General features: G+C 62.7%; 30 protein-coding genes and 4 tRNA genes. 16 read left to right on the forward strand and 18 right to left on the reverse strand.

What is annotated here, in order from left to right:
- Positions 1-72 precede the first annotated feature (72 nt).
- From IB261_RS15950 to IB261_RS15960, 3 genes are all read left to right on the forward strand, one after another.
- Positions 73-873, forward strand: a complete 801-nt coding sequence (locus IB261_RS15950) for an RNA polymerase sigma factor (RefSeq protein WP_192382564.1) — start codon at positions 73-75, stop codon at positions 871-873.
- Positions 870-1,289, forward strand: a complete 420-nt coding sequence (locus IB261_RS15955) for a PaaI family thioesterase (protein ID WP_192382565.1) — start codon at positions 870-872, stop codon at positions 1,287-1,289. Before IB261_RS15950 ends, IB261_RS15955 begins: the two co-directional genes overlap by 4 nt.
- Before the next feature lie 75 nt (positions 1,290-1,364).
- Positions 1,365-2,066: a YebC/PmpR family DNA-binding transcriptional regulator gene (locus tag IB261_RS15960; RefSeq protein ID WP_081520439.1), complete on the forward strand. Its 702-nt coding sequence runs from the start codon at positions 1,365-1,367 to the stop codon at positions 2,064-2,066.
- Between the two features lie 52 nt (positions 2,067-2,118).
- Here IB261_RS15960 and IB261_RS15965 read toward each other — a convergent pair whose 3' ends face one another.
- Together IB261_RS15965 and IB261_RS15970 are read right to left on the reverse strand one after the other, a co-directional pair.
- Positions 2,119-2,559 (reverse strand): hypothetical protein, encoded by a 441-nt coding sequence (locus IB261_RS15965; RefSeq protein WP_225606063.1) that lies wholly within the window; start codon positions 2,557-2,559, stop codon positions 2,119-2,121.
- A gap of 77 nt (positions 2,560-2,636) precedes the next feature.
- Complete coding sequence (locus tag IB261_RS15970; protein WP_192382566.1) at positions 2,637-3,533, reverse strand: LysR family transcriptional regulator; 897 nt, start codon at positions 3,531-3,533, stop codon at positions 2,637-2,639.
- 131 nt (positions 3,534-3,664) lie between these two features.
- Between IB261_RS15970 and IB261_RS15975 the strand changes: the two genes are divergently transcribed.
- The 4 genes from IB261_RS15975 (at position 3,665) to IB261_RS15990 (ending at position 7,828) form a co-directional block, all read left to right on the forward strand.
- On the forward strand, positions 3,665-5,173 hold the full coding sequence (locus tag IB261_RS15975; protein WP_192382567.1) for a CoA-acylating methylmalonate-semialdehyde dehydrogenase: 1,509 nt from the start codon (positions 3,665-3,667) through the stop codon (positions 5,171-5,173).
- A gap of 140 nt (positions 5,174-5,313) precedes the next feature.
- Positions 5,314-6,189: a 3-hydroxyisobutyrate dehydrogenase gene (gene mmsB / locus IB261_RS15980; RefSeq protein ID WP_192382568.1), complete on the forward strand. Its 876-nt coding sequence runs from the start codon at positions 5,314-5,316 to the stop codon at positions 6,187-6,189.
- Positions 6,190-6,322: 133 nt separating this feature from the next.
- Positions 6,323-7,240: a bestrophin family protein gene (locus tag IB261_RS15985; protein WP_192382569.1), complete on the forward strand. Its 918-nt coding sequence runs from the start codon at positions 6,323-6,325 to the stop codon at positions 7,238-7,240.
- A gap of 21 nt (positions 7,241-7,261) precedes the next feature.
- Positions 7,262-7,828 (forward strand): flavin reductase family protein, encoded by a 567-nt coding sequence (locus IB261_RS15990; protein ID WP_151187222.1) that lies wholly within the window; start codon positions 7,262-7,264, stop codon positions 7,826-7,828.
- On the opposite strand, the gene IB261_RS15995 is transcribed toward IB261_RS15990, so the two are convergent.
- Both IB261_RS15995 and IB261_RS16000 read right to left on the reverse strand, forming a co-directional pair.
- Positions 7,815-9,200, reverse strand: coding sequence for a CoA transferase (locus IB261_RS15995; protein ID WP_192382570.1), 1,386 nt, complete (start codon positions 9,198-9,200; stop codon positions 7,815-7,817). The genes IB261_RS15990 and IB261_RS15995 overlap by 14 nt on opposite strands.
- Before the next feature lie 225 nt (positions 9,201-9,425).
- Positions 9,426-9,806, reverse strand: coding sequence for a hypothetical protein (locus IB261_RS16000; RefSeq protein ID WP_192382571.1), 381 nt, complete (start codon positions 9,804-9,806; stop codon positions 9,426-9,428).
- A 222-nt stretch (positions 9,807-10,028) separates the two neighbouring features.
- Here IB261_RS16000 and IB261_RS16005 point away from each other — a divergent pair, with 222 nt between their 5' ends.
- Together IB261_RS16005 and IB261_RS16010 are read left to right on the forward strand one after the other, a co-directional pair.
- Entirely contained in the window at positions 10,029-10,343 is a 315-nt protein-coding gene (locus IB261_RS16005) for a transcriptional regulator (protein WP_081520448.1), read from the forward strand.
- A gap of 113 nt (positions 10,344-10,456) precedes the next feature.
- The gene (locus IB261_RS16010) at positions 10,457-10,642 is read left to right on the forward strand and encodes a hypothetical protein (RefSeq protein WP_151187225.1); all 186 of its coding nucleotides are present in this window, start codon (positions 10,457-10,459) and stop codon (positions 10,640-10,642) included.
- 6 nt (positions 10,643-10,648) lie between these two features.
- On the opposite strand, the gene IB261_RS16015 is transcribed toward IB261_RS16010, so the two are convergent.
- On the reverse strand, positions 10,649-11,014 hold the full coding sequence (locus tag IB261_RS16015) for a hypothetical protein (RefSeq protein ID WP_081520450.1): 366 nt from the start codon (positions 11,012-11,014) through the stop codon (positions 10,649-10,651).
- 447 nt (positions 11,015-11,461) lie between these two features.
- Here IB261_RS16015 and IB261_RS16020 point away from each other — a divergent pair, with 447 nt between their 5' ends.
- Positions 11,462-12,175, forward strand: coding sequence for an endonuclease (locus IB261_RS16020; RefSeq protein ID WP_192382572.1), 714 nt, complete (start codon positions 11,462-11,464; stop codon positions 12,173-12,175).
- Positions 12,176-12,264: 89 nt separating this feature from the next.
- Entirely contained in the window at positions 12,265-12,771 is a 507-nt protein-coding gene (locus IB261_RS16025) for a DUF1993 domain-containing protein (protein ID WP_192223533.1), read from the forward strand.
- Between the two features lie 31 nt (positions 12,772-12,802).
- Here IB261_RS16025 and IB261_RS16030 read toward each other — a convergent pair whose 3' ends face one another.
- Complete coding sequence (locus IB261_RS16030; protein ID WP_081520453.1) at positions 12,803-13,276, reverse strand: Lrp/AsnC family transcriptional regulator; 474 nt, start codon at positions 13,274-13,276, stop codon at positions 12,803-12,805.
- 132 nt (positions 13,277-13,408) lie between these two features.
- On the opposite strand from IB261_RS16030, the gene IB261_RS16035 reads away from it, so the two are divergent.
- Positions 13,409-13,744 (forward strand): ACT-like domain-containing protein, encoded by a 336-nt coding sequence (locus tag IB261_RS16035; RefSeq protein WP_192223534.1) that lies wholly within the window; start codon positions 13,409-13,411, stop codon positions 13,742-13,744.
- A 98-nt stretch (positions 13,745-13,842) separates the two neighbouring features.
- On the forward strand, positions 13,843-14,841 hold the full coding sequence (locus tag IB261_RS16040) for a bile acid:sodium symporter family protein (RefSeq protein WP_081520455.1): 999 nt from the start codon (positions 13,843-13,845) through the stop codon (positions 14,839-14,841).
- A gap of 61 nt (positions 14,842-14,902) precedes the next feature.
- Here the strand turns inward: IB261_RS16040 and gorA are convergent, their stop codons facing one another.
- Entirely contained in the window at positions 14,903-16,261 is a 1,359-nt protein-coding gene (gorA, locus tag IB261_RS16045; protein ID WP_192382574.1) for a glutathione-disulfide reductase, read from the reverse strand.
- An 88-nt stretch (positions 16,262-16,349) separates the two neighbouring features.
- Between gorA and IB261_RS16050 the strand changes: the two genes are divergently transcribed.
- Positions 16,350-16,781 carry a VOC family protein gene (locus IB261_RS16050; protein WP_192382575.1) on the forward strand — a complete coding sequence of 144 codons (432 nt, stop codon included), beginning with the start codon at positions 16,350-16,352 and terminating at the stop codon, positions 16,779-16,781.
- A gap of 60 nt (positions 16,782-16,841) precedes the next feature.
- On the opposite strand, the gene galU is transcribed toward IB261_RS16050, so the two are convergent.
- Together galU and IB261_RS16060 are read right to left on the reverse strand one after the other, a co-directional pair.
- Positions 16,842-17,681 carry a UTP--glucose-1-phosphate uridylyltransferase GalU gene (gene galU / locus IB261_RS16055; protein ID WP_024767166.1) on the reverse strand — a complete coding sequence of 280 codons (840 nt, stop codon included), beginning with the start codon at positions 17,679-17,681 and terminating at the stop codon, positions 16,842-16,844.
- Between the two features lie 205 nt (positions 17,682-17,886).
- Positions 17,887-18,252, reverse strand: a complete 366-nt coding sequence (locus tag IB261_RS16060; protein ID WP_192382576.1) for a LexA family protein — start codon at positions 18,250-18,252, stop codon at positions 17,887-17,889.
- A gap of 500 nt (positions 18,253-18,752) precedes the next feature.
- On the opposite strand from IB261_RS16060, the gene IB261_RS16065 reads away from it, so the two are divergent.
- Entirely contained in the window at positions 18,753-19,118 is a 366-nt protein-coding gene (locus IB261_RS16065; RefSeq protein ID WP_225606093.1) for a DUF3509 domain-containing protein, read from the forward strand.
- A gap of 197 nt (positions 19,119-19,315) precedes the next feature.
- On the opposite strand, the gene IB261_RS16070 is transcribed toward IB261_RS16065, so the two are convergent.
- From IB261_RS16070 to IB261_RS16110, 9 genes are all read right to left on the reverse strand, one after another.
- The gene (locus IB261_RS16070; protein ID WP_192382578.1) at positions 19,316-20,053 is read right to left on the reverse strand and encodes an FkbM family methyltransferase; all 738 of its coding nucleotides are present in this window, start codon (positions 20,051-20,053) and stop codon (positions 19,316-19,318) included.
- Between the two features lie 423 nt (positions 20,054-20,476).
- A tRNA-Leu gene (locus IB261_RS16075) sits at positions 20,477-20,562 on the reverse strand.
- Positions 20,563-20,717: 155 nt separating this feature from the next.
- Positions 20,718-20,791, reverse strand: a tRNA-Cys gene (locus tag IB261_RS16080).
- 35 nt (positions 20,792-20,826) lie between these two features.
- A tRNA-Gly gene (locus IB261_RS16085) sits at positions 20,827-20,902 on the reverse strand.
- Between the two features lie 68 nt (positions 20,903-20,970).
- A complete protein-coding gene (gene pgsA / locus IB261_RS16090; protein ID WP_081520460.1) occupies positions 20,971-21,531 on the reverse strand; it encodes a CDP-diacylglycerol--glycerol-3-phosphate 3-phosphatidyltransferase in 561 nt (186 codons plus the stop codon).
- Positions 21,532-21,564: 33 nt separating this feature from the next.
- Positions 21,565-23,391 carry an excinuclease ABC subunit UvrC gene (uvrC, locus tag IB261_RS16095; RefSeq protein WP_081520461.1) on the reverse strand — a complete coding sequence of 609 codons (1,827 nt, stop codon included), beginning with the start codon at positions 23,389-23,391 and terminating at the stop codon, positions 21,565-21,567.
- Positions 23,392-23,393: 2 nt separating this feature from the next.
- Positions 23,394-24,038: a response regulator transcription factor GacA gene (gene gacA / locus IB261_RS16100; RefSeq protein ID WP_017517075.1), complete on the reverse strand. Its 645-nt coding sequence runs from the start codon at positions 24,036-24,038 to the stop codon at positions 23,394-23,396.
- A 236-nt stretch (positions 24,039-24,274) separates the two neighbouring features.
- A complete protein-coding gene (locus IB261_RS16105) occupies positions 24,275-24,538 on the reverse strand; it encodes a hypothetical protein (protein ID WP_225594994.1) in 264 nt (87 codons plus the stop codon).
- Positions 24,539-24,754: 216 nt separating this feature from the next.
- Positions 24,755-24,842 (reverse strand) — tRNA-Ser (locus tag IB261_RS16110).
- A gap of 134 nt (positions 24,843-24,976) precedes the next feature.
- Here IB261_RS16110 and IB261_RS16115 point away from each other — a divergent pair.
- Entirely contained in the window at positions 24,977-25,642 is a 666-nt protein-coding gene (locus tag IB261_RS16115; protein ID WP_024765156.1) for a Bax inhibitor-1/YccA family protein, read from the forward strand.
- Positions 25,643-25,654 lie beyond the last annotated feature (12 nt).

The following is a 25,654-nucleotide window of genomic DNA, read 5'->3' on the forward strand; positions in this document are numbered from 1 at the left end:
GTCACAAAAATCAGTGGAGCCGAGTCCAAGGAAGAACAGCCGGTCTTTCGTCCGGCACGTCAGGAGGACACCATGAAATTTCCCGCCATCGACCCGCAGCAACTGCAACGCGCCCAGCAAGGCGACCCCGCCGCCCTCGACGCACTGCTGGTGGCCCTGCAATCACCGGTCTACAACCTCGCCCTGCGCATGCTCGGCCGCCGAGAAGATGCCCAGGACGCCAGCCAGGAAATCCTCCTGCGCATCACCACGCACCTCGCCAGCTTCCGCGGCGACAGCCAGTTCTCCACCTGGGCTTTCCGCATCGCAAGCAACGCGCTGCTGACTGCGCGCACCAAGGTCCGCGAGACGCCCACCGTGTCGCTGGAGGCGCTGGCGGAAAAGCTCGACCTCGGCCTGCGCCTGGCGGAGGCCAATGAACGCCCGCTGGAGCCCGCCGACAAGCTTACCGCCGAGCGCATCGCGCTGGCCTGCACCCAGGGCATGCTGATGTGCCTGGAGCGCGAGCAGCGCCTGGCCTATGTGCTCGACATCGCCTTCGGGCTGGTCTCGGAGACGGCGGCAGCGGTGCTGGAGATCGAGCCGGCGGCCTATCGCAAGCGCCTGTCACGGGCACGCCTGCGGCTGGATGAGTTCATGCAGCAGCACTGCGGGCTGGTCAACGCGCAGGCAGCCTGTTCCTGCGAGCGCCAGGCACTGGCCCTGCCGGCGGGCGCCAGCGATACCCGCAAGGCCGAGAGCGAGCTGCTCGCCCTCACCCGCCTGGCCGATGCGGCGGCGGTGTTCCGCGCCCACCCGGATTACCGCGTCCCGCAACGGGTCATCGAAACCGTCCGCGCCGTGCTGCAGCAGCACACCGGAGGCTGGCAATGAACGCGATCGCCGACCTGGGTTACCCCGAAGGCTTCCAGCCGCTGCAGCGGCGCAATCCGTTGCTGGACCTGCTCGGCCCGTTCCTGGTGCGCGGCGAAGGTGATTCACTGGAACTCGGCCTGCTGCTGGACGAACGCCACACCAACAGCCGCGGCGGCGTACACGGTGGCATCCTCGCCACCCTGGCGGACATCGGCATGGGTTACGCCATGGCCTTCTCCAGCCAGCCGCCGCAGCCGCTGGTCACCGCCAGCCTGACCCTGGACTACGTCTCCACTGCGCAGGTCGGCGACTGGTTGAGCATCCGCCTGCTGCACAACCGGCACGGCCGGCAGATGGCCTTCGCCAATGCGCTGCTGTCGGTGGGCGACAAGGTGGTGGCGCAGGCCAGTGCGGTGTTCGCGGTCCCGCACTGATCCAGCGGATATCGCCAGCGGCCGCGCGAGGCCTTAGACTTGCCGCCCATCAGCAACCGCCAGCAAGAGATCACTATGGGCGCCCAGTGGAAAGCCAAACATAAAGAAGTCGCCGCCAACGCCAAGGGCCGCATCTTCGGCAAACTGTCGAAGGAAATCATGATCGCCGCGCGCAATGGCGCCGACCCGGACATGAACCCGAAACTGCGCCTGGTCGTCGAGCAGGCCAAGAAGGCCTCGATGCCGCGCGATACCCTGGAGCGCGCCATCAAGAAAGGCGCCGGCCTGCTGGACGGCGCCGCCACCTTCGAGCGCGTGGTCTACGAAGGCTTCGCCCCGCACCGCGTGCCGGTGATCGTCGAATGCCTGACCGACAACGTGAACCGCACCATCGCGGAAATCCGCGTGCTGTTCCGCAAGGGCCAGCTGGGCGCTTCCGGCTCGGTCTCCTGGGACTTCGATTATCTGGGCCTGGTCGAGGCCACCCCGGCCAGCGCTGACGCCGACCCGGAACTGGCCGCCATCGAAGCCGGCGCCCAGGACTTCGAGCCGGGCGAGGAAGAAGGCGACACCCTGTTCCTCACCGACTCCACCGATCTGGACGCCGTCTGCCGCGCCCTGCCCGAGCACGGTTTCACCGTCGCCTCGGCCAAGCTCGGCTACAAGGCGAAGAACCCGGTAAGCCTGTCCGACGCGGAGCTGGAGGAAGTCGAAGCCTTCCTCGATGCCCTCGACGGCAACGACGACGTGCAGAACCTCTACGTCGGCCTGGCGTAACAGCAAGGCACCCCAGGGGAGATGGGGCAAACCCGTCTCCCTCGCGCCACCGTCAGTACAGCCCGGTCGCGCTCCCCGGTTCGAACACCGGAGTTTCGTTGGCCTGAATCATGTTGTAGCTCAGCATGAAGGTCACGCCGCCCTCGCTGCCCAGCGCCTGGCTGACCCAGCCGATGGGGTTGTTGAACAGCGAATCATCCGGGTTGAGCACACCGATAGCTGCCGAGTCGGGATCGTTGTCCCAGGTGACATCGCCCCAGTGCCACCCCAGCCCCAGCACGAACTGCCGTCCCAGCAGTGCGCCAAGTGCGAACACCGTGTCATCGTCCACCTCACGCTGCTGCGCCTTGGCTTCGCGCACGTACTGGGTAATCGCCGCGACCACCTCATGGGGTGGCAACTCCGGCGCCAGCTGAAGCAGCTCCAGGCCCTGCTGTTGCAGGTCTGCCAGTTGTTGTTCCAGCTCCGCCGACAGCGGGATGATTTCAGCCATGCTTCCTTCTCCTCAAACGGTTCCCGCGCTGTCCTGGCGGGTCCCTGTCACTGTTGAAACTTCCATCCTGCCGACACTCAAACGGCGCGGCCCATCAGTACGTGCTGGCTGCCTTCGGCCTTTTCCCGCAGGAAATCCCAGGTGGTGCGCATCCGCGCGATATCCTTGAGTTCGGTCGGCATCAGCATCCAGAAGGTCCGCACGAACTCGATTTCCCCTGCCAGCACCGGCTGCAGCGACGGGTCTTCGGCTGCCGCGAACGCCGGCAGGATCGCCAGCCCGGCGCCCTCCGACACCGCGCGCTGCTGGGCGAGGATGCTGGTGCAGCGCAGCGCCATGTGCAACGGCCGGCCGATCTCGTCGAGGTACTGCAGCTCCTTGCTGTAGAGCAGGTCGTCGACGTAGCCGACCAGGGCGTGCTCGCGCAGGTCGTCGCGGTTGCGGATCGGCCCGCGCTCGGCGAGGTAGTCCTGCGAGGCGTAGAGGCGCAGCACGTAGTCGGTCAGCCGGGTAATCAGGTAAGGCCCGCGGCCGGGGCGCTCCAGGGTGATCACTATGTCCGCCTCGTGGCGCGACAGTTGCAACGCCCGTGGGACCGCCAGCAGGTCCACACCCAGGTGCGGGTGGCGCTGGTTCAGCTCCACCAGTTGCGAGGTCAGCAGCGTCGAGCCGTAACCCTCGGTGGCGCCGATGCGCACCTTGCCGGAGAGATTGTCTTCGGCGCCGGCCAGGCGCTTCTCGATCACCTTGCAGGCGCTTTCCATGGCCTCGGCCTGGGGCAGCAGCCCGTGGCCGGCCTCGGTCAGCCGATAGCCGGCGGGCTCGCGCACCAGCAGTTGGGCGCCGATGCTCTTCTCCAGCGCCTGCAGGCGGCGGGCGACCGTGGTGTGGTCCACGCCCAGGCGTCGCGCGGCCACGGTCAGCTTGCCGGCCCGGGAAAGCTCGAGGAAAAACCGCAGGTTGTCCCAGTCCATATCTGCCTCAGCACGGGCCGTGTCTGCAAAAATGCAGAGCATACTTGCACATCACCTCATTGAGCACATCAAAAATGCACTGCTAGGATCGTTCCAGACAACAAGAAAGCCTTCAGGCTGGGAGAACCCCGATGACTGCAACTGCCGTCCCGACCGTCAAACTCTTCCTCGACGGCAAGCCCGTCGAGTCCACCACCACCGAATGGCGCGACGTGATCAACCCCGCCACCCAGGAAGTCCTCGCCCGCGTGCCCTTCGCCACGCCCGAGGAAGTCGAGCGCGCGGTATCCAGCGCCAAGGCCGCGTTCAAGACCTGGAAGAAGACGCCCATCGGCGCCCGCGCGCGCATCTTCCTCAAGTACCAGCAGCTGATCCGCGAGAACATGAAGGAACTGGCGGCGATCCTCACCGCCGAACAGGGCAAGACCCTGCCCGATGCCGAGGGCGACGTGTTCCGCGGCCTGGAAGTGGTCGAGCACGCCGCAGGGATCGGCAATCTGCAACTGGGCGCGCTGGCCAACAACGTGGCCGGCGGCGTCGATACCTTCACCATCCTGCAACCCATCGGCGTCTGCGCCGGTATCACCCCCTTCAACTTCCCGGCGATGATTCCGCTGTGGATGTTCCCGATGGCCATTGCCACCGGCAACACCTTCGTCCTCAAGCCCTCCGAGCAGGACCCGATGGTGACCATGCGCCTGGTCGAGCTGGCCCATGAAGCCGGCGTTCCGCCGGGCGTGCTCAACGTCATCCATGGCGGCCCGGACGTGGTGAACGCCATCTGCGACCACCCGGACATCAAGGCCGTCTCCTTCGTCGGCTCCACCCGCGTCGGCACCCACGTCTACAACCGCGCATCCCAGGCCGGCAAGCGCGTGCAGTGCATGATGGGAGCGAAGAACCACGCCATCGTGCTGCCCGACGCCAACAAGGAGCAGACCCTCAACGCCATTGCCGGTGCGGCCTTCGGCGCCGCCGGGCAACGCTGCATGGCGTTGTCGGTGGCGATCCTGGTGGGTGAAGCCCACGACTGGATTCCCGACCTGGTGGCCAAGGCCAAGACCCTCAAGGTCAGCGGCGGTACCGAGGCCAATACCGACGTCGGCCCGCTGGTCTCCTGCGCGGCGCTGGATCGCGTCAGCGGCCTGATCGAACGCGGTACCCAGGAAGGCGCCAGGCTGGAGCTGGACGGCCGCAACCCGCAGGTGTCCGGCTACGCCAAGGGCAATTTCGTCGGCCCGACCGTGTTCTCCGGCGTCACCCCGCAGATGACCATCTACCGCGAGGAGATTTTCGGTCCGGTGCTCTGCGTGGTGTCGGTAAAGACCTTCGACGAGGCCATCGAGCTGATCAACGCCAACCCCAACGGCAACGGCACCGCGCTGTTCACCCGCTCCGGCGCTGCCGCGCGGCACTTCAAGGAAGAGATCGATGTCGGCCAGGTGGGCATCAACGTGCCGATCCCGGTGCCGGTGCCGCTGTTCTCCTTCACCGGCTCGCGCGGCTCCAAGCTGGGCGACCTGGGCCCGTACGGCAAGCAGGTGGTGCAGTTCTACACCCAGACCAAGACCGTCACCGAACGCTGGTTCGACGAGAACGAGGTCGGCGGCGCGGTGAACACCACCATCAACCTCAAATAAATCAGCCTGCCCGCCCGCTCGCCCCGAGCCGATCCGGACTTCAGCAAGGATGCTGTTCCGGACCCGGCACCACGCGGGCGGGCACCTCCTTTCGCGCCTGATCGACCGGGCGCCCCGAACAAGAAGAAGAGGACCAACCCATGCGCATCGGCTTCATCGGACTCGGCAACATGGGCGGCCCCATGGCCGCCAACCTGCTCAAGGCCGGCTTCGACCTGAGCGTCTTCGATCTCTCCGCCAAGGCCGTGGAAGCGGCCGTCGCCCTCGGCGCCCGCACCCTGGCATCCCCCGCCGAAGTGGCGCGCGACGATGTCGAGGTGATCATCACCATGCTGCCCGCCGCCACCCACGTGAAGCAGGTCTTCCTCGGTGACGACGGCCTGCTGGCCAACGTGCAACCCGGCGTGCTGCTGATTGATTCGTCCACCATCGACCCGCTGAACGCCCGCGAGGTCAGCGCCGCCGCCCTCGCCCACGGCAACCCGATGCTCGATGCGCCGGTTTCCGGCGGCACCGCTGGCGCTGCCGCGGGCACCCTGACCTTCATGGTCGGTGGCGATCAGGCCGACTTCGATCGCGCCCGTCCGGTACTCGCGGCGATGGGCAAGAACATCGTGCACTGCGGCGGCGCCGGTAACGGCCAGGTGGCCAAGGTGGCGAACAACCTGCTGCTGGGCATCTCCATGATCGGTGTGGCGGAAGCCATGTCCCTGGGCGTGAAGCTGGGCATGGACGCAGAAGTGCTGGCCGGCATCATCAACACCTCCAGCGGCCGCTGCTGGAGCTCGGAAGTGAACAACCCGCTCACCGGCGCCCCGGCGGCGCGCGGCTACAGCGGCGGCTTCGGCACCGACCTGATGCTCAAGGACCTCGGTCTGGCCAGCGAGGCAGCGCGCCAGGTGCGCCAGCCCGTGCTGCTCGGCGCCCTGGCCCAGCAGCTGTTCCAGACCTTCAGCAACCAGGGCAACGGTCAGCTGGACTTCTCGGCCATCGTGAAGCTGTACGAACAGGGCTGATCTCGGCAATTCCCTGCAGGAGCGTGCCATGGACGCGATCGCGTGCATGGCACGCTCCCACGGGGGCCAGCGAACCGCATCCCCGCCTCTATCTCGGCTATCATGCGCGCTCCGCCCCACCGGATGCCGCCCGATGATCCTCCGCCCGCAAACCCCGACACTCTGGGTCCTGCTGTTCTCCCTCAAGGGTTCGATCATCCCCGCCATCTGGCGCAAGGTGCTCTACACGGTACTGCTCAGCTCACTGGTGGTGGCCACCCACGGCACCCTGTATCACTACAAGGTGATCATCACCTCCACGCCCTTCACCCTCTGGGGCCTGACGCTGGCGATCTTCCTCGGCTTCCGCAACAACGTCGCCTACCAGCGCTTCTGGGAAGCGCGCACGCTGTGGGGCGAACTGCTGATCGTCACCCGCAACCTGGCGCGGCAGACCCGCTCGCTCCTGCCGGACCTGGACAGCGAAAGCCGTCGCCAGCTGGGCAACCAGCTGATCGCCTTCAGCTACGCCCTGCGCGACCAGCTGCGCGGCACCCCGCAAAGCGAGGACGTGCGCCGCCTGCTGGGCGACGAAGCCGCCGCGCTGGCTACCAGCCGCAGCCCGACCAACGTGCTGCTCGCCAGCCTCGGCCAACGCTTCGCCGACCGTGGCCGCGCCAGCGGCGCCAGCGACATCACCCTGGCCGCCATCGACCAGCAGATGACCCGCCTGTCGTACGTGCTGGGTGGCTGCGAGCGCATCCGCAACACGCCGATCCCCTACCCGTACATCCTGATGCTGCACCGCATCGTGCACGTCTATTGCTTCCTGCTCCCGTTCTGCCTGGTGGACAGCATCGGCTGGTTCACCCCGCTGGCGGTGTGCGTGCTGGCCTACACCTTCTTCGGGCTGGATGCACTGGGCGACCAGATCGCCGACCCTTTCGATACCCAACCCAACGACCTGCCGCTGGACGCCATGAGCCGCAACATGGAAATCGCCGTGCTGGAAATCCTCGGCGAGACCGACCTGCCCGAACCGCTGAAGCCGGTGGACGGCCTGCTGCTCTGATCCGGACTTGAGGACCCCTGAATGAACCACCTGAAAGACGTGCCGCTGAACAAGGCCTACCTGCTGCTCAACCACGGCCCGAGCACCATAGTCACCAGCGAGCACGAGGGTGTCGCCAACGTCATGGCCGCCGCCTGGGTCATGCCGCTGGACTTCGATCCACCCAAGCTGATGCTGGTGCTCGACCGCAACACCTGGTCGCGCCATCTGGTGGAAGGCTCGGCCGCCTTCGTCATCCAGCTGCCGACGCGCCAGCAGGCTGAGCTGACCCTGGCGGTTGGCTCGAGCAACGGTGGCGAAGGCAACAAGTTCGAGCAGCTGGACATTCGCACTTCCCGTGCGAAGCAGGTCGAGGCGCCGATCGTCGATGGCTGCGTCGCCTACCTGGAGTGCAAGGTAATCAGCGAGCCACACAACCAGGAGAAGTACGACCTGTTCATCGCCGAAGTAGTCGCCGCCTATGCGGATGAGCGCGCCTTCTCCAATGGCCGCTGGCACTTCCCCAGCGACGAGCTGCGCACCATTCATTACCAGGCCGGCGGCGCCTTCTTCGCCACCGGCGAGGCGTTCCAGGTCAGTCGGGGCTGACCAGCTGCCAGGTTGCCGGCGCCGAGCCCAACTCGGAGGCCGGCAGCTCCCAGTAGAGCGGCGAGCCCGCGACCTGCAGCGGCGGACGCAAGCGCCGCGCGCGCCCCCAGGGCGTTGTCTCGATGCCCGGTGCCAGATCGGCGGTTGTCTCTGCCGCCAGCTCCAGCGAACCCACCGACGAAACTCCCGCCTCCAGCAGGCATTGCGCCGTGCGCGCCAGGGACAGGCGCCAACGACTCCCGCGGCCGCTACGCCGGCGCTCGGCCAATCCGCGCAAGGCCGCCGAAGCGATCAGGTAGCCGGTGGCATGATCGAGCGCCTGCACCGGCAAGGGGACGGGGTTGTCTTCGCCCCGCCAGACGCGCCCGGCATCGGCGATGCCGCTGCTCATCTGCACCAGGCTGTCGAAACCGCGCCTGTCGCTCCAGGGGCCCGACCAGCCGTAGGCATTCAGGCTGACATCCACCAATCCCGGCGCAATGGTCCGCCGTACATCGGCGCCGAACCCCAGGCGGTCCAGGGCATCGGCCCTATAGCCGTGCACCAGCACATCGGCGCTGGCGAGCAGCGCCTGGAAGCGCTCGCGGCCCGCAGGTTGGCGCAGGTCCAGACGCGCGCAGTGCTTGCCCAGGGTGACTTCCGGCACCACGCCAGGCTCATCCCAATCCGGCGGATCGATGCGCAGGACCTCGGCGCCAAAGCCGGCAAGAAAGCGTGTGGCAATCGGCCCGGCCAGCACGCGCGTCAGGTCCAGCACGCGCAGTCCAGCCAACGGTCGCTCGCGGTCGATCTCGATATCCAGGGAAGGCGCGGAGACCAGTTGGAGATCGCGCAATACCAGCGGCTCGCGGGCAACGGCGAGGCCTTGCGGGTGCTGTTTCCAGGCGTCCCAGGAGCGCATCTCGGCCGCACAGCCGCCCTCCTTCACGATCGCCAGTTCCAGTTCGCCCGCATCCCAATTCGCCACGGCGTCTGCGACCCGATCACGATCATTCTCGGCACCGAGCACCCGAAGGGCAGCGGCGCGGTGATGCGGGGCATTGGTGTGCAGGCGAACCCAACCGTCGCGGGTGCGGTAGTTGCCGGCGATGGCGTCCCACAGGTCGGGAGGCGTCCAGCCCTGGGCGCGCAAGGAAGTGGAGAACCAGAAGGAAGCCAGCCGGCGGTCCACAACCAGGGACGTGGCGGCACCGGAGTCCGGCTCCAGCCACTCGCCCAGCGCGAGCCCCGCGCTGGCGATGCTGGCGGCGGCCAGTTCGGTGACGAAGAAAGCCGAAGGCAGGGAGCCTTCGCTGCGAAAGGCCAGGTGACTCAGGCGTTCGGCCTGGCCGCCCAGGGCAATCCAAAGTCGCTCCGCTAGAACACGCTGCATCTCTATCTCCGCCTTTTCCTTGGAATTTCACCTTAGCCGCGCAGCGTCAGACGGGCGAGCCGACCTTGGTCGACAGGCAATAAAAAACCCGCAATCAAGCGGGCTTTTCGATGGGGAGCTAGTCCTTTAGCTGGTTTTCATCCTCTGCCCCCGAGTGTGAAAAAAACGTGAAGCGAAGGGCAGCCGAAACATTTTGTTGGAGATCCACTCTCTGGAGGCTAGCGCTCAGCTCGAATAGTCCAGCGCGGTCCAGACGCGGCTGAGCCCATCGCTGATCTGGCAGCTCGACAGATCGTCCGCCGCGCCCCGCGAGGACAGACGCACGGTGGAGTCGCCCTCGCCTTCAGTCAGCCACTGCAGGCGGCCACAGTTGGGCGTGTCGATCACATAGCTGGCGGCGATGGCCGAGCGCTCCTTCGGCAGGCGGACGGCGTCGCGTACCGTGCCGCGCTCCTCGATGCGCTTGCCGTCGGCCACCAGCACGGCCCAGGCCTCCTTGCCCTCGATGATGAGGTAGGCGCCATTGGCGCGCGGGACGTCCGCCTGGGGCTGGGCACAACCCGCCAGCATCGCCACACCTGCGCAAAGCATCAGTTTCTGCAACATCGCCATCGCTCCTGTTCTTCGAAGAGTGCCCGCCAGGCCAGTGGCGACGGGCACTTCAGGGTTTCTGTCAGACCGCGAGAGGGATACTAGGAGAAAATACTGTTCATGCATACAGTATTTTGCGAAAATTTTTTAAACCTCGACGAAAGGCCACAGTCCATTGGCTACGTCGATCACCTCGGATCACAGGGCATGGGCCAGAACCCCATTGAGGAGCAAGCGATGGTGAGCATCCATCAGCTGAAATACACCGTGAACCACATGGCCATCGATGAAGTCAGCGAAGCCGTATCGGAACTGCTGCTGGAGGGATTGGTCACAGAGGGCAAGACGCCCTTCAGCCGCACCCACTTCAACGTCTGCTTCGCGGAAATCGAGGCCCTGATGCAGCGCGCCGGCTATCACCGGCCGCTGGATGTGGTGGGCTACCAGGGCCAGGCCTATGCCATGTTCGATCCCAGTCGCTGGGATGCCGTGGAAGTCCTGCGCTGGCTGAAGGAGTACGTCGAGGAATCGAAGGCGGTCAGCACCGCCTGAGCGCGCGGGCTTTTTCGCAGGTCGCGGTTGCGGGAGCAGCGACTTGCGAAGGCCCACCCGGCGCACTAATGTCCCATGCACTTTTCCCCGCTTGCCGAATCAAGGACGATTCCATGAGCGACCCTTCCGCCGACGACAGCTGGCTCTGGGCCTACCGCAAACTCCGTAGCTGGGATGTGGGCCGGGTCAGCTCCGCGTTCCTCGCCACACTCTTCCACTGGCGCGGCGATACCGGGCTGTTCTACAGCCACGGCGGCCTGCGCAAATCCCGCCTGACCCGCGACGACCTGATCGACTGATCCGACCTACTGCTGCTGGTAATAGCCATTACCGCGCGGATAGACCGCGCCGTTGGGGTATTCGATGCTCTGCCGGATGCCACCGCTGCCCTGGTCGATGATCACTGTGCCCGAGCGCGTCTCGCCGTAGCTGCGCGGCACCTGCACACCGCCATAACCGTCATTGCGCTGCCAACTGGAGGAACTCTCCACGCTGCCGCTCGCACCCGGGCTGATGTAGATGCGCTGGATCACTGGCGGCGACTGCTGCCAGTGCGGCTGGCCCTGATAGTTCTGCTGGGACTGTCTTTCCTGCGTGGAAAACTGCTGCGCGTAGACGGGTAGCGCCAGGGCACAACAGGCGATTGCCCCAAGGATCCTGAGACCGATCATGGCGAGCTCCCGACTGGTGGAAAGGCTCCAGCTTACCAAGCCTCGCCGCTCAGTACAGAGCAGTGCGAAAATTCAATATAAATCATTATATATCAATACTTTAAAAAACAAATATCATGTCAACTATAGGAAAAAGCCTCCTCAGGGGGCTGCTTGCCACCATAGCCCCGTACGACTCCCTCATCCCTCGTTTAAACAACCGGATAGCGTCGATTCTTAAAGCTTTTTATAGAATATTTTTCCCTTTAAAAACAATCAGATAAATAGATTTTCTAAACCTTTACAAGAGACATCAGGGGTCTGCTGCGAAGCGTTCCCAGCGGGCGCATACCGCGGCGGCCCAGCCCTCGCCTCCAGCCGGGAAATCCAGCCCTTGCCATTCCATTGCCACGATTGGCATTTCTTTCTCAATCAGTAAGATGCAGCGACTTTCGTAAGGAACGCCTCATGTTCGGACGCTGCCTGACCCTGCTGCTGATCCTCGCCATCCCCACCGTCGCCTCCGCCGCCGCCCCGCGCACTTTCGAGGAAGCCAAGAAGGTCGGGCGCAAGCTGTATGCCCGCCAGTCGGTGGAGTTCTATTGCGGCTGCCGCTACAACGGCACCAAGGTCGACCTGAAGAGCTGCGGCTATAGCCCGCGCAAGAATGCCAACCGGGCTTCGCGCATCGAGTGGGAGCACATTGTCCCCGCGTGGGTGATCGGCCATCAGCGTCAGTGCTGGCAGAGCGGCGGGCGCAAGAACTGCTCGCGCAATGACCGGGTGTACCAGAAGGCCGAGGCCGACCTGCACAACCTCGTGCCGAGCATCGGCGAGGTGAACGGTGACCGTGCCAACTACAGCTTCGGCTGGCTGCAGCAGAAGCCCTCGCAGTACGGCGCCTGCCCGATGGTGGTGGACTTCAAGGCGCGCAAGGCCATGCCCCGCGCGCAGATTCGCGGCATGATCGCCCGCACCTACTTCTACATGAGCGACCGCTACGGCCTGAAGCTGTCCAACCAGGACCGCCAGCTGTTCACCGCCTGGAACAAGCAGTACCCGGTGGAAGCCTGGGAGCGGCAGCGAAACCAGATGGTTGGCTGCGTGATGGGCTGGGGCAACCCTTATGTCGGCCCGATCGAAACCGACCGCTGCCCGACGCCGAAAGTGGCCAGGCGCTGAAGCCTGGCGACAGCCGCAGGCGCCAGCAGTAGACTCCGACAGCCGTCCCGCGTGACGAGCCCCACCTTTATCTGTCTGGAGTACGCAGCATGTCCCTCTCGATCTACCAGGCTTCCGTTCCCGTCTTCATCCGCATGCTCGGCAACCTCTCGGTGATCCTCACCAAGGCTGCCGAGCACGCCCAGGCCAAATCCATCGACCCTTCCGTCCTGATCAACGCCCGCCTCGCCCCGGACATGTTCGCCCTGGCTCGCCAGGTGCAGATCGCCTCCGACTCCGCCAAGGGCGCCGGCGCGCGTCTGGCCGGCGTAGATGTGCCGAGCTACGCCGATGACGAAACCACCTTCGACCAACTGCAGACGCGCATCGCCAGGACCATCGAGTTCCTCAAGACCCTCAAGCCCGAGCAATTCGAAGGCGCCGAAGACCGCACCATCGAACTGAAGCTGCGCACCCGCGAAGTCAGCTTCAAGGGCTCGGACTTCCTGCTGGGCTTCGTCAACCCGAACTTCTATTTCCACATCACCACGGCCTACGACATCCTCCGCCACAACGGCGTGGAAGTCGGCAAGATGGATTACCTGGGCGGCGTCTGACCGCCCCGGGCGCTGGCCTCCCCGGCGCCCTTCAGCCGCGCGGCAGCGGCAACGTGGTGGTGGACTTGATCTCCGAGAGCGCCACGATGGAGTTGATCTCCTGGACCCCCGGCACCTGGGACAGCCGTTCGAAGAAGAAGCGCTCATACGCCTCCACATCTTCCGTGACGATGCGCAGCATGAAGTCCACGGCGCCCATCAGGACATGGCACTCCAGCACCTCGGGAAACGCCTCCATGGCCTGCGCGAAATCCGTCAGGTGATTGCGCCCGTGGGCATTGAGCTTCACCTGGGCGAATATCTGGGTATTCAGGCCGATCTTCTTGCGATCCAGCAGGGTCACCTGCTTGCGGATCACCCCTTCCTCCTTCAACCGCTGAATCCGCCGCCAGCACGGTGACTGGGACAGGCCGATACGTTCGGCGATCTCCGCCGTGGAAAGAGTGGCCTCGTCCTGCAGCAAGGCGAGGATCTTGCGGTCATGGGCATCCAGCGAAACAGGCATAGATGATTCGCCCTTAGTAAATTCAGAGAATCATTAATGCACAAATTACCGCCACATGGCCAAAAACAGGCAAATAAATCCTCGGCACGGGCCGCAGAATATTCCTCACTCCCCCTGCATCGGCCAGCCGTCATGACGCTCCCTGCTCTCCATCTCGTCGAGTTCCCCCTGGATCAACAGGACCGCCCGGTTCCCACCGAAGCGGCCGCCGACGCGCGCTACCTGATTCGCGCCGAGATCGACGCCGACATTCTCTGCCGCCTGTTGAACCAGTTCGCGCTTCAGGGCCACGTCCCGGCCGAAGTCGAGTCCTCTCGCCGGGAGGATTGGATGGACATTGCCCTGCGGGTGAATACCCTGCCGCGCTACCGTGCCGAGGTCATCGCACAGCGCATGCGCGGCATGGTCAGCGTGTGCTCTGTCGATCTGCACGTGCAAGGTGTGGAAACTGTCCTTTCAGCGACATAAGCTGGCTTTCTGGCGTTAGCCGGCACATCCTCCCGGGCTTAGAGTGCGAACCTGACCCTAGCGGTCTTTCACACACAACAACGATGAGAGATGTGCCCATGGCTCGCCCACGCCTGCTCCCCGACAACTTCACCCTGGCGCTGATCGCCACCGTGACCGTTGCCAGCCTGCTGCCCTGCGAAGGCACCGCCGCCGTGATCTTCGGCTGGATCACCAACCTGGGCATCGCGCTGCTGTTCTTCCTCCACGGTGCGAAGCTGTCGCGCCAGGCGATCATCGCCGGCGCCACCCACTGGCGCCTGCACCTGCTGGTGTTCGCCTGCACCTTCATTCTCTTCCCGATCCTCGGCATGGCGCTCAAGCCTGCGCTATCGCCGCTGGTAACCCCGGACCTGTACCTGGGCATGCTCTACCTCTGCGCCCTGCCGGCTACCGTGCAGTCGTCCATCGCCTTCACCTCGCTCGCGCGCGGCAACGTGCCTGCCGCGATCTGCAGCGCCTCGGCCTCCAGCCTGATGGGCGTGTTCCTCACCCCGCTGCTGGTGCAACTGCTGATCGGCGCCCACGGCGACACCGGCATATCGACCCTCGACGCGATTGGCAAGATCACCCTGCAACTGCTGGTACCCTTCGTGGCAGGCCAACTGCTGCGCACCTGGATCGGCGCCTGGGTCGAGCGCAACAAGCCAGTGCTGAAGTACGTCGACCAGGGCTCGATCCTGCTGGTGGTCTACACCGCCTTCAGTGCCGCCGTGATCCAGGGCCTCTGGCACCAGATCCCGCTGCCCGCCCTGGCCGGCCTGGTCGTTGCCTGCTGCGTACTGCTGGCCCTGGCGCTGATCGCCACCAACCTGCTCGGCCGTTACCTGGGCTTTTCCCTGGAAGACCGCATCACCATCGTCTTCTGCGGTTCGAAGAAGAGCCTGGCCACCGGCGTGCCCATGGCCTCGGTGCTGTTCGCCAGCAGCACGGTCGGTGTGATCCTGCTGCCGCTGATGCTGTTCCACCAGATCCAGCTGATGGTCTGCGCCGTGCTCGCCCAGCGCTACGCGCAGCGCCAGGAAGACAGTCACGCCTCGCTGGAACGCAGTAACTGACGACCTGACGCCCACAAAAAAGCCGGTGCATCTGCACCGGCTTTTTATTGCTGCCTCGCTGTCAGGCACCGACTGGCGTGCGCATGGTGACGAATTCCTCGGCAGCCGTCGGGTGGATGCCGATGGTTTCATCGAACACCCGCTTGGTCGCCCCGGCCTTCAGCGCAATGGCGATGCCCTGGAGCATCTCCCCGGCATCCGGGCCCACCATATGGCAGCCCAGCACCTTGTCGCTGTCGGCATCGACGATCAACTTCATCAGAGTCCGCTCCTGGCTTTCAGTGAGCGTCAGCTTCATCGGCCGGAAGCGGCTCTCGAAGACTTTCACCTTGTGCCCGTTGCTGCGCGCCTCGTCCTCGGTGAGGCCAACGGTGCCAATGTTCGGCAGGCTGAATACCGCGGTGGGGATCAGCTTGTAGTCGACCGGGCGGTACTCGTCCGGGCGGAACAGCTTGCGCGCCAGCGCCATGCCTTCGGCCAACGCCACGGGGGTCAGCTGCACGCGACCGATGACATCGCCGATGGCGTGGATCGACGGCTCGCTCGTGCCATAAGCCTCATCCACTTTCACGTAGCCGCGGTCGTCCAGCTCTACGGAGACGCTCTCCAGGCCCAGGTTGTCCAGCTGCGGCCGGCGGCCAGTGGCGTAGAACACGCAATCCGCCTCCAGCACGCGACCATCCTTGAGGGTGGCGGCCAGGGTGCCATCGGCCTGCTTGTCGATGCGCGCGATGTCGCTGTTGAATTGCAGGTCCAGCCCCTTCCTGGTCAGCTCATCGCGCAGGTGCTCACGCACGCTGCGATCGAAACCACGCAGGAACAGATCCTTGCGGTACAGCAGCGAAGTCTGCGCACCCAGGCCATGGAAGATGCCAGCGAACTCGACCGCAATGTAACCACCGCCGACTACCAGCACCCGACGCGGCAGCGACTCGAGGAAGAAGGCTTCGTTGGAGGTGATCGCGTGTTCCTTTCCGGGAATGTCCGGCACCTGCGGCCATCCACCGGTAGCGATGAGGATGTGCTTGGCGCTGAAACGCTGCCCGTCGACTTCCACGGTGTGCGCATCCCGCAGCGTTGCATGGCCTTCCAGCAGGGAAACGCCGCTGTTTACCAGCAGGTTGCGGTAGATGCCATTGAGCCGGTGGATTTCGCGATTCTTGTTGGCGATCAGGGTCTTCCAGTCGAAGTTCGCTTCGCCCAGGGTCCAGCCAAATCCGGCGGCCTGCTCGAAGTCTTCATGGAAGTGCGCCCCGTACACCAGCAGCTTCTTCGGCACGCAACCGACATTGACGCAGGTGCCGCCCAGGTAGCGGCTTTCCGCCACAGCCACCTTGGCGCCAAAGCCTGCGGCGAAGCGCGCGGCGCGCACACCACCGGAACCCGCACCGATGACGAACAGGTCAAAATCGAAAGACATCATGGTTCTCCGCTTGGATATGTCGGGCAGCATACCTCATGGCGCCTGACCTATCCTGCCAACTGCCGGTCCCGAAGGAGGTATTGCCATGCGCCCCACCCTGACCCACCTGGCCCTGCACGTGCCTGACCTGGAAGCCTGCGTGACGTTCTACGAGCAATTCTGCGGCATGCGCGTGATCCACGAGCGCGAAGGCAAGGGCTCGCGCATCGTCTGGATGGCGGAGCCGGGCAAGGAGCACCGCTTCATTTTCGTCATCATGCCCGGCGGCGAGGAACGCCACCTGGCAAGCGATGACTACAGCCACTTCGGCTTCGCCGTGGACACCCGCGATGAGGTCGATCGCGTCGCCAGGGATGCCGAGACTGCCGGCTGCCTGATCTGGGCGCCACGGGAAGAACCCTACCCCGTTGGTTATTACTGCGGCCTGCGCGACCCGGCCGGCAACTACGTCGAGTCCAGCTACGGCCAGCCGCTCGGGCCCGGCTCGGAGGCGATGCCGATTCCACGCTCGATGTAGGCCGGAAAAACGAAAAAGCCACCCGAAGGTGGCTTTCCCGAAGAGTGGAAAGGTCCGGACTTACCAGGCCTTGCCAGTCTTGTAGAGGTGTTCGTAGCAGAAGTTGGTCGCCTCGATATAACCCTCGGCGCTACCGCAGTCGAAGCGCTTGCCCTTGAACTTGTAGGCCAGCACGCAGCCGTCCTGGGCCTGCTTCATCAGGGCGTCAGTGATCTGGATTTCACCACCCTTGCCCGGCTCGGTCTGCTCGATCAGGTCGAAGATATCCGGAGTCAGGATGTAGCGACCGATGATCGCCAGGTTCGACGGGGCGTCTTCGGGCTTCGGCTTCTCGACCATGGTGTTCACGCGGTAGATGTCGTCGCGGATCATCTCGCCGGCGATCACGCCGTACTTGTTGGTCTCTTCCGGCGGCACTTCCTGGATCGCCACGATGGAGCAGCGGAACTGGTTGTAAAGCTTGACCATCTGCTTGAGGACACTGTCGCCTTCGAGGTTCAGGCACAGGTCGTCCGCCAGCACAACGGCGAAGGGTTCGTCACCGATCAGCGGGCGGCCGGTCAGGATAGCGTGACCCAGGCCTTTCATCTCGACCTGACGGGTGTAGGAGAAGGTGCATTCGTCGATCAGGCGACGAATACCGACCAGGTACTTTTCCTTGTCGGTGTTGCGAATCTGGTGCTCCAACTCGTAGCTGATGTCGAAGTGGTCTTCGAGGGAGCGCTTGCCGCGGCCAGTGACGATACCGATTTCACCGAGACCGGCTTCCAGTGCCTCTTCAACGGCGTACTGGATCAGCGGCTTGTTCACCACCGGCAGCATTTCCTTGGGCATGGCCTTGGTGGCCGGGAGGAAGCGGGTACCGTAGCCGGCGGCCGGGAACAGACATTTCTTGATCATGGGAGTCCTTCGAGAGGGACAGGGGTGCGAGTTGCGCGCAGTCTAATCAGGCTGCGCCCGCCTTACAATGCCCCGGATTGCAAGCTGCACGACTCTTGTGAGGACTTGCGAAACCGGTGGCACGCGCATCTGACCACCAAGGCCCCGATTTAGTTCTCGAAGTTACTGGCAAATGGGCAGCATCTCGCTCCAACACACCACAACGCTACGCCCTGGGGCCCTGCGCAACGTCACTTCCAGAAAGCCGCTGACGCACCACTCCCCATATTGAGAGCTCATCGCCCTCCTCGACTTTCAGCGTCGGATATTCATCGCTCGCCGCCTGCAGCGCGAAGGAACCGTCGACAATGGCGAGGCGACGGATCAGTGCCTCGCCGTTGAGCGCCGCCACCACAATCTCACCAGGTGCCGCCAGCTCAGAGCGGTCGACCAGCAGCAGGTCGCAGTCGTGAATGCCCGCTTGCGTCATACCTTCGCCACATGCACGGACTATGTACGTATGAAGAGCCGCAACACCGGCCATTGCACCAGTCTGCATAACATCTCGGACTTCCAGAATGGTTTGCTGCATGACCTTTCTCCAGATACTGTATATACATACAGATAGCAGATACCTGTCAGCCCGACAAGCTATTGAATGGAACCTCCAGCAAGAAATGCCGCTCAACCGAAAGGACAGCGCACCGATGACGGTGGACTACCCTTAGGGAGGGGTGAGGATATCGATATGAATCCAGGCACGTTCGTCACGCTCATGATTTTCGGCTGGGTCCTGCTGGCAGTAGTTACGCTGTGGGCGATCCTTCGCGTACCGATGCGTCGGGCCCGCCTGCAGAGGCCCAGGCACAAAGCGAAAGCCGACTCCTCGCGACACCAGCCTATCCCTCACTGAAATCTTCAGTCGTGCAAAATGCCATGGCATTTTCTCCTTGCCATGCAGGCTGCATGACAAGCGAGGCGGATAGATATTTCAACTATCTGATTTTTAAGGATTTTCTATTTACGCCAGATTGGTATGCACCCTGCAATGAAAAGGGAAGAAACCACCCATTCATTGCCGAGGACGACACCATGCCTATCGACCGCCTGCCTGCCGCCCAATACCTCTGCCAGGCCTTCTCCGATTTCGACGTGAGCTTCACGGCTCGACCGGACGGCAATCTGATCATGACGCTGAGCAAGGATGCGGGCGAACACATCGCCTGTCGCGTGGTGCGCCAGGAAGAGCAACGCAACGAAGAGCTGCTGACCAGCCTGGTTGGCCGCATTCGTCGCGATCTGGCGACCGAGTACGGCCCGCTGCAGGAGCGCGATGCCGACCACTTCAAGGCAGAGGTTCCTCTGCAGAACTTCTACGAGTCTGCCGAGCCGCTGCGCCAGCGCCGCATCGTCAAGGCCGGCGCAAGATTGCGCTCGATGGCGAACGTGAGCGCCTGACAAACGCGAAATAAAAACCCGGCACAAAGCCGGGTTTTTATTTCTTACCGGTTTCACGCGGACCTGGCTCTTGAATTTGTAACCCGTGCGATCTCAAGCAGCTCGAATGGACTCCCTATCAGGAGCAACCGGCATAGGCACAATAGGCTTCTTGCCATCAGCGGATACACGAACGCTAGACCAGTAAAAATTCCGCCTTAATAGCTTGCTATAAAGCCCATCTTTATCTTCAGCCTCACCCATATCCAACTAAGCCAGGATGCGGCGTAGACAGGTCGCTCCCGCGAGGCGATGCGCGAGCAATACGCGGCTCGATCAATATATATGCAGGACATGTGAAGCCGAGAAAAAAGCATATAACCTTTCCGGCGGAGCACCTTATGCGATGGCGTACGCTTCACATCAGACGCAGAATGACAAGCCAGAACCTCGGTGATTATAAGTTTTGGTCTGACCCTGTGAAACGGGAAGGTTGCGAGAATCTCCCCGTCCAAGCCCTCAACATCGATGGACATCAGGTCAATGCTTGAGATGCGATGCTCATCAAGCAGCGACTCCACCGTCTTGCACTGCAGTTCGAATTGATCAAGGACCTCAATACCTCGCAGCTTGTGAGCCTCTACCTGCCGATCATCCACAAATCCATTCAACCCAGGATCATTGAAAACCGTGAAGCGCAGAACTCCAGGAGCGGCAGCGACTGGCGACTCAATGTTGACGTCGTCCGGCCTATGAAGCCTGAACTCCTCCATACTCCCCGGCATCGCATCTATGTTTATGCCTCGCCAGCCTTCAGAGTAAAGAAGAGCAGTATTACTGAGGTTATATGGGTGATGAGCCCCTATATCGAGGTATCGGCCGCGCGTCATACCGAATACATCGATGAGGATTTTTCGTGCAAGAACATCTTCACCTTCCCAGGAAAAAGACTGCATCGCTTTGAAAATCCTAAATGTTTTCTATAAAAGCTATCGAATTGACTCCGGAACATCCGCCTTTGGATAGCTACCCTTTCGCACACGAGGTTCGCCTCGTATCAAAGGCAATACAGAACCGGTTGAAACCTTAGGCTGTATAGAGTTCGCTGGCAAGAATATACGTCGCTCGCCATGCAAGAACGGCATGCAGCTCACGATCATGCAATACGCGGCACTCCCAGCCTCAGCCTGCAACAAACTATGAAGACAGTATCGTGCTCGCGCATTCCGCATCTCCAACGGGCTTTGCCAAGGACGACCTGAAGTCGTTGACTCGCGTCAGTGAGAGGTAGATGGAGATGGCTAGATTTCTGTCCGCCCCGGAGCATAAGGATTGGAGGAAGACGGGACGCAATGGCTGGCAGCCATTGCTCTTGAAGATGGTGCCCGGAGCCGGACTCGAACCGGCACGCCCAAAGGGCGAGAGATTTTAAGTCTCCTGCGTCTACCGATTTCGCCATCCGGGCGGCAGCGCGTTGCAGTGTTTCCAGGTGCAACCCCGGAAAGGGCTGGACTATATACAGCCCCACCCCCGCTGCGCAAGTTGCTGAAACTCGCAATCCCTGCAGCGGGCCACTAAAGAAAAAGCCCTGTAAATCTTCGATTTACAGGGCTTTTCTATTGGAGGCTGAGGTCGGAATCGAACCGGCGTTCACGGATTTGCAATCCGGTGCATAACCACTCTGCTACTCAGCCATAACACGGATGACTCAAGGCGAATCATCAAAATCTGGAGCGGGAAACGAGACTCGAACTCGCGACCCCGACCTTGGCAAGGTCGTGCTCTACCAACTGAGCTATTCCCGCGCTGTCGTGTTGACGGGCGCCATTCTAACGATTTGGAAATGCCTGTCAACTCCTTGATTCAAAAATACTTATTTCTCTTTCGGAGTCGTGTTCAGGTGCGGCCAGGCCGCCACTAGATAGTGCAGCATCGACCACAGGGTGAGGATGGCCGCAACGATCAGCAGTGCATAGCCAACCAGGACCCAAAAGGTCATCAGCGGCGGATTGGCCAGCAGAATCACCAGCGCCAGCATCTGCGCCGCAGTCTTCCACTTGCCCAGACTGGAAACGGCGACATGCGCCCTCGCCCCTATCTCCGCCATCCATTCGCGCAGCGCCGAGACCACGATCTCGCGGCCGATGATGATTGCGGCCGGCAGCGTCAGCCACAGATTCGCGTGCTCCTCCACCAACAGCACCAGTGCAGTGGCAACCATCAGCTTGTCCGCTACCGGGTCAAGGAAGGCGCCAAAGGGAGTGCTCTGCCCCAGTCGACGCGCCAGGTAGCCATCCAGCCAGTCGGTGGCGGCGGCAAGTGCGAACACGGCGCTGGCAGCCAGGTGACTGGCCGGGAACGGGAGATAGAACAGCAGGATGAAGATCGGAATGAGCAGAACGCGGAGCAATGTGAGCAGGTTCGGGATATTCATCGGGTCGGAAGGTCTGCGAGTTGAGCCGGCATTCTACTCGCTGTGCAGTGCAGCATAAATCTGCTCTGCCAGCTTTTTGCTGATACCGGGGGCTTTGGCAATTTCATCGATACTGGCTCTGCCCAGTTCCTGCAACCCGCCGAAATGCTTGAGCAGGTCGCGACGGCGCTTGGGCCCGACGCCAGCGACGTCTTCTAATGTCGAGGTGCGACGGGCCTTGCCGCGCCGAGCACGGTGGCCGGTGATGGCAAAGCGGTGTGCCTCATCGCGGATCTGCTGGATCAGGTGCAGCGCGGGCGAGTCGGCGGGCAAGGTGAATTCGTGTTCGGCGTCGTTGAGGTAAAGGGTTTCCAGACCAGGCTTGCGGGTGACGCCCTTGGCGACGCCAAGCAACGTCAAGCCTACCACCGCCAGCTCCTGGAGCACTTCCTGGGCCATTGCCAACTGCCCTTTGCCGCCATCCACCAGAAGAATGTCGGGCATCTTGCCCTCGCCTTCCTTCAAGCGGCTGAAGCGGCGGGTCAGCGCCTGGTGCATGGCGGCGTAATCGTCGCCGCCGGTAATGCCCTCGATATTGAACCGGCGATAATCCGACTTCAGCGCGCCTTCAGGCCCGAAGACCACGCAGGAAGCCACAGTCGCCTCACCGCTGGAGTGACTGATGTCGAAGCATTCGAGCCGCTGCGGCGGCTCGGGCAGATCCAGCGCCTCGCCAAGCGCATCGAAGCGCGCAGCCATGTGCTGGCGGTTCGCGAGGCGGGCGGCCAGCGCCTGTTCTGCGTTGGTCACGGCCAGCTGCTGCCAGCGCGCACGCGTGCCTCGAACTCGGGGCGAGATTTCCAGCAGGCGACCACGGGACTCTTCGATGGCCGAAGCGAGGATCGGGAAGTCCTCATGCACGGCGTTGACGATCAACTCGCTCGGCAGATCACGCTCGTGATGGCTGAGGTAGTACTGCCCGAGGAAGGCCAACAGGACGTCACCCACCTCCTCCTCGATCGCCACCTGCGGGAAGAAGTTCTTGCTGCCCAGCACCCGCCCACCGCGCACGCTGATCAGGTGCACACAGGCTCCGCCCGGATTGACGATGGCCGCCACCACATCGACGTTGCCCGTACCGAACTCCATGCTCTGCTGGTCCTGCACGCGGCGCAGGATCTGCACCTGATCGCGCAATTCCGCCGCCTTCTCGAAGTCCAGGCGCATAGCCGCCTGCTCCATGCTGGTGGACAGCTCTTCGGCCAACACATTGCTGCGCCCGTCAAGGAACATGATCGAGTGGCGCACGTCTTCGGCGTACTCCTCCTCGCTCACCAGCCCGACACAGGGAGCCTTGCAGCGCTTGATCTGGTACTGCAGGCACGGACGCGTGCGGTTGCGGTAGTAGCTATCCTCGCACTGGCGCACGAAAAAAGCCTTCTGCAGCAGCGCGAGGCTTTCGCGAATGGCGCCAGCGCTCGGGTAAGGGCCGAAGTAGCGCCCTTTGGCCTTCTTCGCGCCACGGTGGATGGTCAGGCGCGGGAACGCGTCCTCGCTCGACAGGAAGACGTAGGGATAGGACTTATCGTCGCGTAGCAGGATGTTATACGGCGGCCGCCATTCCTTGATCAGCGTCTGCTCGAGCAGCAGCGCCTCGGTCTCGTTGGCGGTGATGGTCGTCTCGACCTGAGCGATCTTCGCCACCAGGGCGGCCGTCTTCGGCGCCAGGCCGGACTTGCGGAAATAACTGGAGAGACGCTTCTTGAGGTCCTTCGCCTTGCCGACGTACAGCAGCTTGGCCTCGGCGTCGAACATGCGATAGACGCCCGGCCGCCCGCTGCAGGTGGCCAGGAAAGCCGCCGAATCGAACAGCTGCACCATGATCAGTTGCTGGCGTCGACCATGCCGTGCCGGACAGCCAGCAACGCCAGTTCGACATCACTGGTAATCGAGAGCTTCTCGAAGATGCGGTAGCGGTAGGTATTCACGGTCTTGGGCGACAGGCAAAGCTTGTCCGAGATGCTCTGCACCTTGTGGCAGTTGGCGATCATCAGCGCGATCTGGATCTCGCGCTCGGAAAGGGTATCGAACGGCGATGCGTTTCTTTCCGGCTCGAAGGATTTCAGCGCCAGGTTCTGGGCGATCTGCGGGCTGATATAGCGCTGGCCGGCAAACACCTGGCGAATAGCCTGGACCATCTCATCCAGAGCCGCGCCCTTGGTGAGATAGCCAGCCGCACCAGCTTGCATCAGGCGAGTCGGGAACGGGTCCTCCTCGCACACCGTCACTACCACGACGCGCACGTCGGGCTGGCTACGCAGCAGTTTTCGGGTGGCTTCCAGGCCGCCGATGCCGGGCATCTTCACGTCCATCAGCACAACATCGGGCTTGAGCTCGCGAGCCAGTTGCAATCCACGCTCGCCGGAGTCGGCCTGCCCGACGACCTGCAGGCCGTCGATATCAGCCAGCATGCGGGTAATTCCGGTGCGCACCAGATCGTGATCATCGACCACCAGCACCTTAATCACGCAGCACCCCTTGCACAGAATGGAATGGTGAGACCCGAAAAGGGACCTCGAACAATTGCCGAACCTTAACAGAAAGCGGCTCTACGACCTAGCTTGGAAGCGGTTCGCCAAAATGCAAGCGCCAGAGAAATGCAGCGCAGGCGGAATAAATGCTGACAGATGCCCACCAGACCGTCTAGGACGGTCGTACCGGAAAATTCCCTACCAGGAAGGATCGACTGCAATGCAGGTGGAACTCAGGCTTCGACGGCATCCAGCAGGGCCCACGGCTTGTAGCCTGCTGCGCGCGCTGCCTTTTCCGCTTCGAGGATCGCCTCGGTGCGACTCAGCGAGCGCGAACGATGCTCGAAGCGGAAGGCGGGCCCACTTTCTGCGCGCACGCTGAGAACAATCAGATAGCCCCGCATGGGGTTGCTGGCTTCGCGAGTGGTTTTCACTTTCTTCGGAGCAACGCCAAGCGCTTCGCGCATCTGCCGCTCGAGATCTTCGACTTGGTTCATTCAGGGTTTTCCGGAAGGTGGTACTTGAAGTTTAACTGAGCAGATCAACGTCCTACAGAATCATCGATCGGGATGACTGCCTTTTCTGACGTTGTTCAACTTGTGCAATGCAATTGCCATGAGTACGACGTGAAATTGGAAGAAAATTCCACAAGCGGTGCTTGATCGCCAAAAACGCGAAAGCCCCGCATGGCGGGGCTTTCAACGTTGTAATAGTGGCGGAAGCGTAGAGATTCGAACTCTAGGACAGTTGCCCGTCGACGGTTTTCAAGACCGTTGCCTTAAACCACTCGGCCACGCTTCCACATGAGCGGGCGGCAATATTACCGGATCGCAACACACTGTCAAACTCTGATGATTCAGCGCGCTTTTCCCTCTGTTATGATGAGCACCACTACGGTCATGGATCCGTATCCCGCTTAACAGGAGTGTCTCGACATGCAAGAACGGCAATATCTCGACTCCACAGCCGTGGAGCAGAAAGAGGTCAGCGGCGTCCTGCGCAATACCTACGGCCTGCTGGCCCTGACTCTGGCCTTCAGCGGCCTGGTGGCCTTCGCCTCGCAGCAGATGCGTCTGCCCTACCCCAGCTTCTTCGTGGTGCTGCTGGGCTTCTACGGCCTGTTCTTCCTCACCGTGAAGCTGCGCAACAGCGCCTGGGGCCTGGTCAGCACCTTCGCCCTCACCGGCTTCATGGGCTACACCCTCGGCCCGATCCTGAACATGTACCTGGGCATGGCCAATGGCGCGAGCATCATCTCCTCGGCCTTCTTCATGACTGCCCTGGTGTTCTTCGGCCTTTCCGCCTACGTACTCACTACCCGCAAGGACATGAGCTTCCTGTCCGGCTTCATCACCGCGGGCTTCTTCGTGCTGCTGGGCGCCGTTCTGGTCTCGCTCTTCTTCCAGATCAGCGGCCTGCAACTGGCCATCAGCGCCGGCTTCGTGCTGTTCTCCTCGGCGATGATCCTGTTCCAGACCAGTGCGATCATCCACGGTGGCGAGCGCAACTACATCATGGCCACCATCAGCCTGTACGTGTCGATCTACAACCTGTTCATCAGCCTGTTGCAGATCTTCGGCATCATGGGCAGTGACGACTGATCCTCGCGCCTC

Source organism: Pseudomonas sp. PDM20, from assembly GCF_014852575.3.
Classification (GTDB): Bacteria; Pseudomonadota; Gammaproteobacteria; order Pseudomonadales; family Pseudomonadaceae; genus Pseudomonas.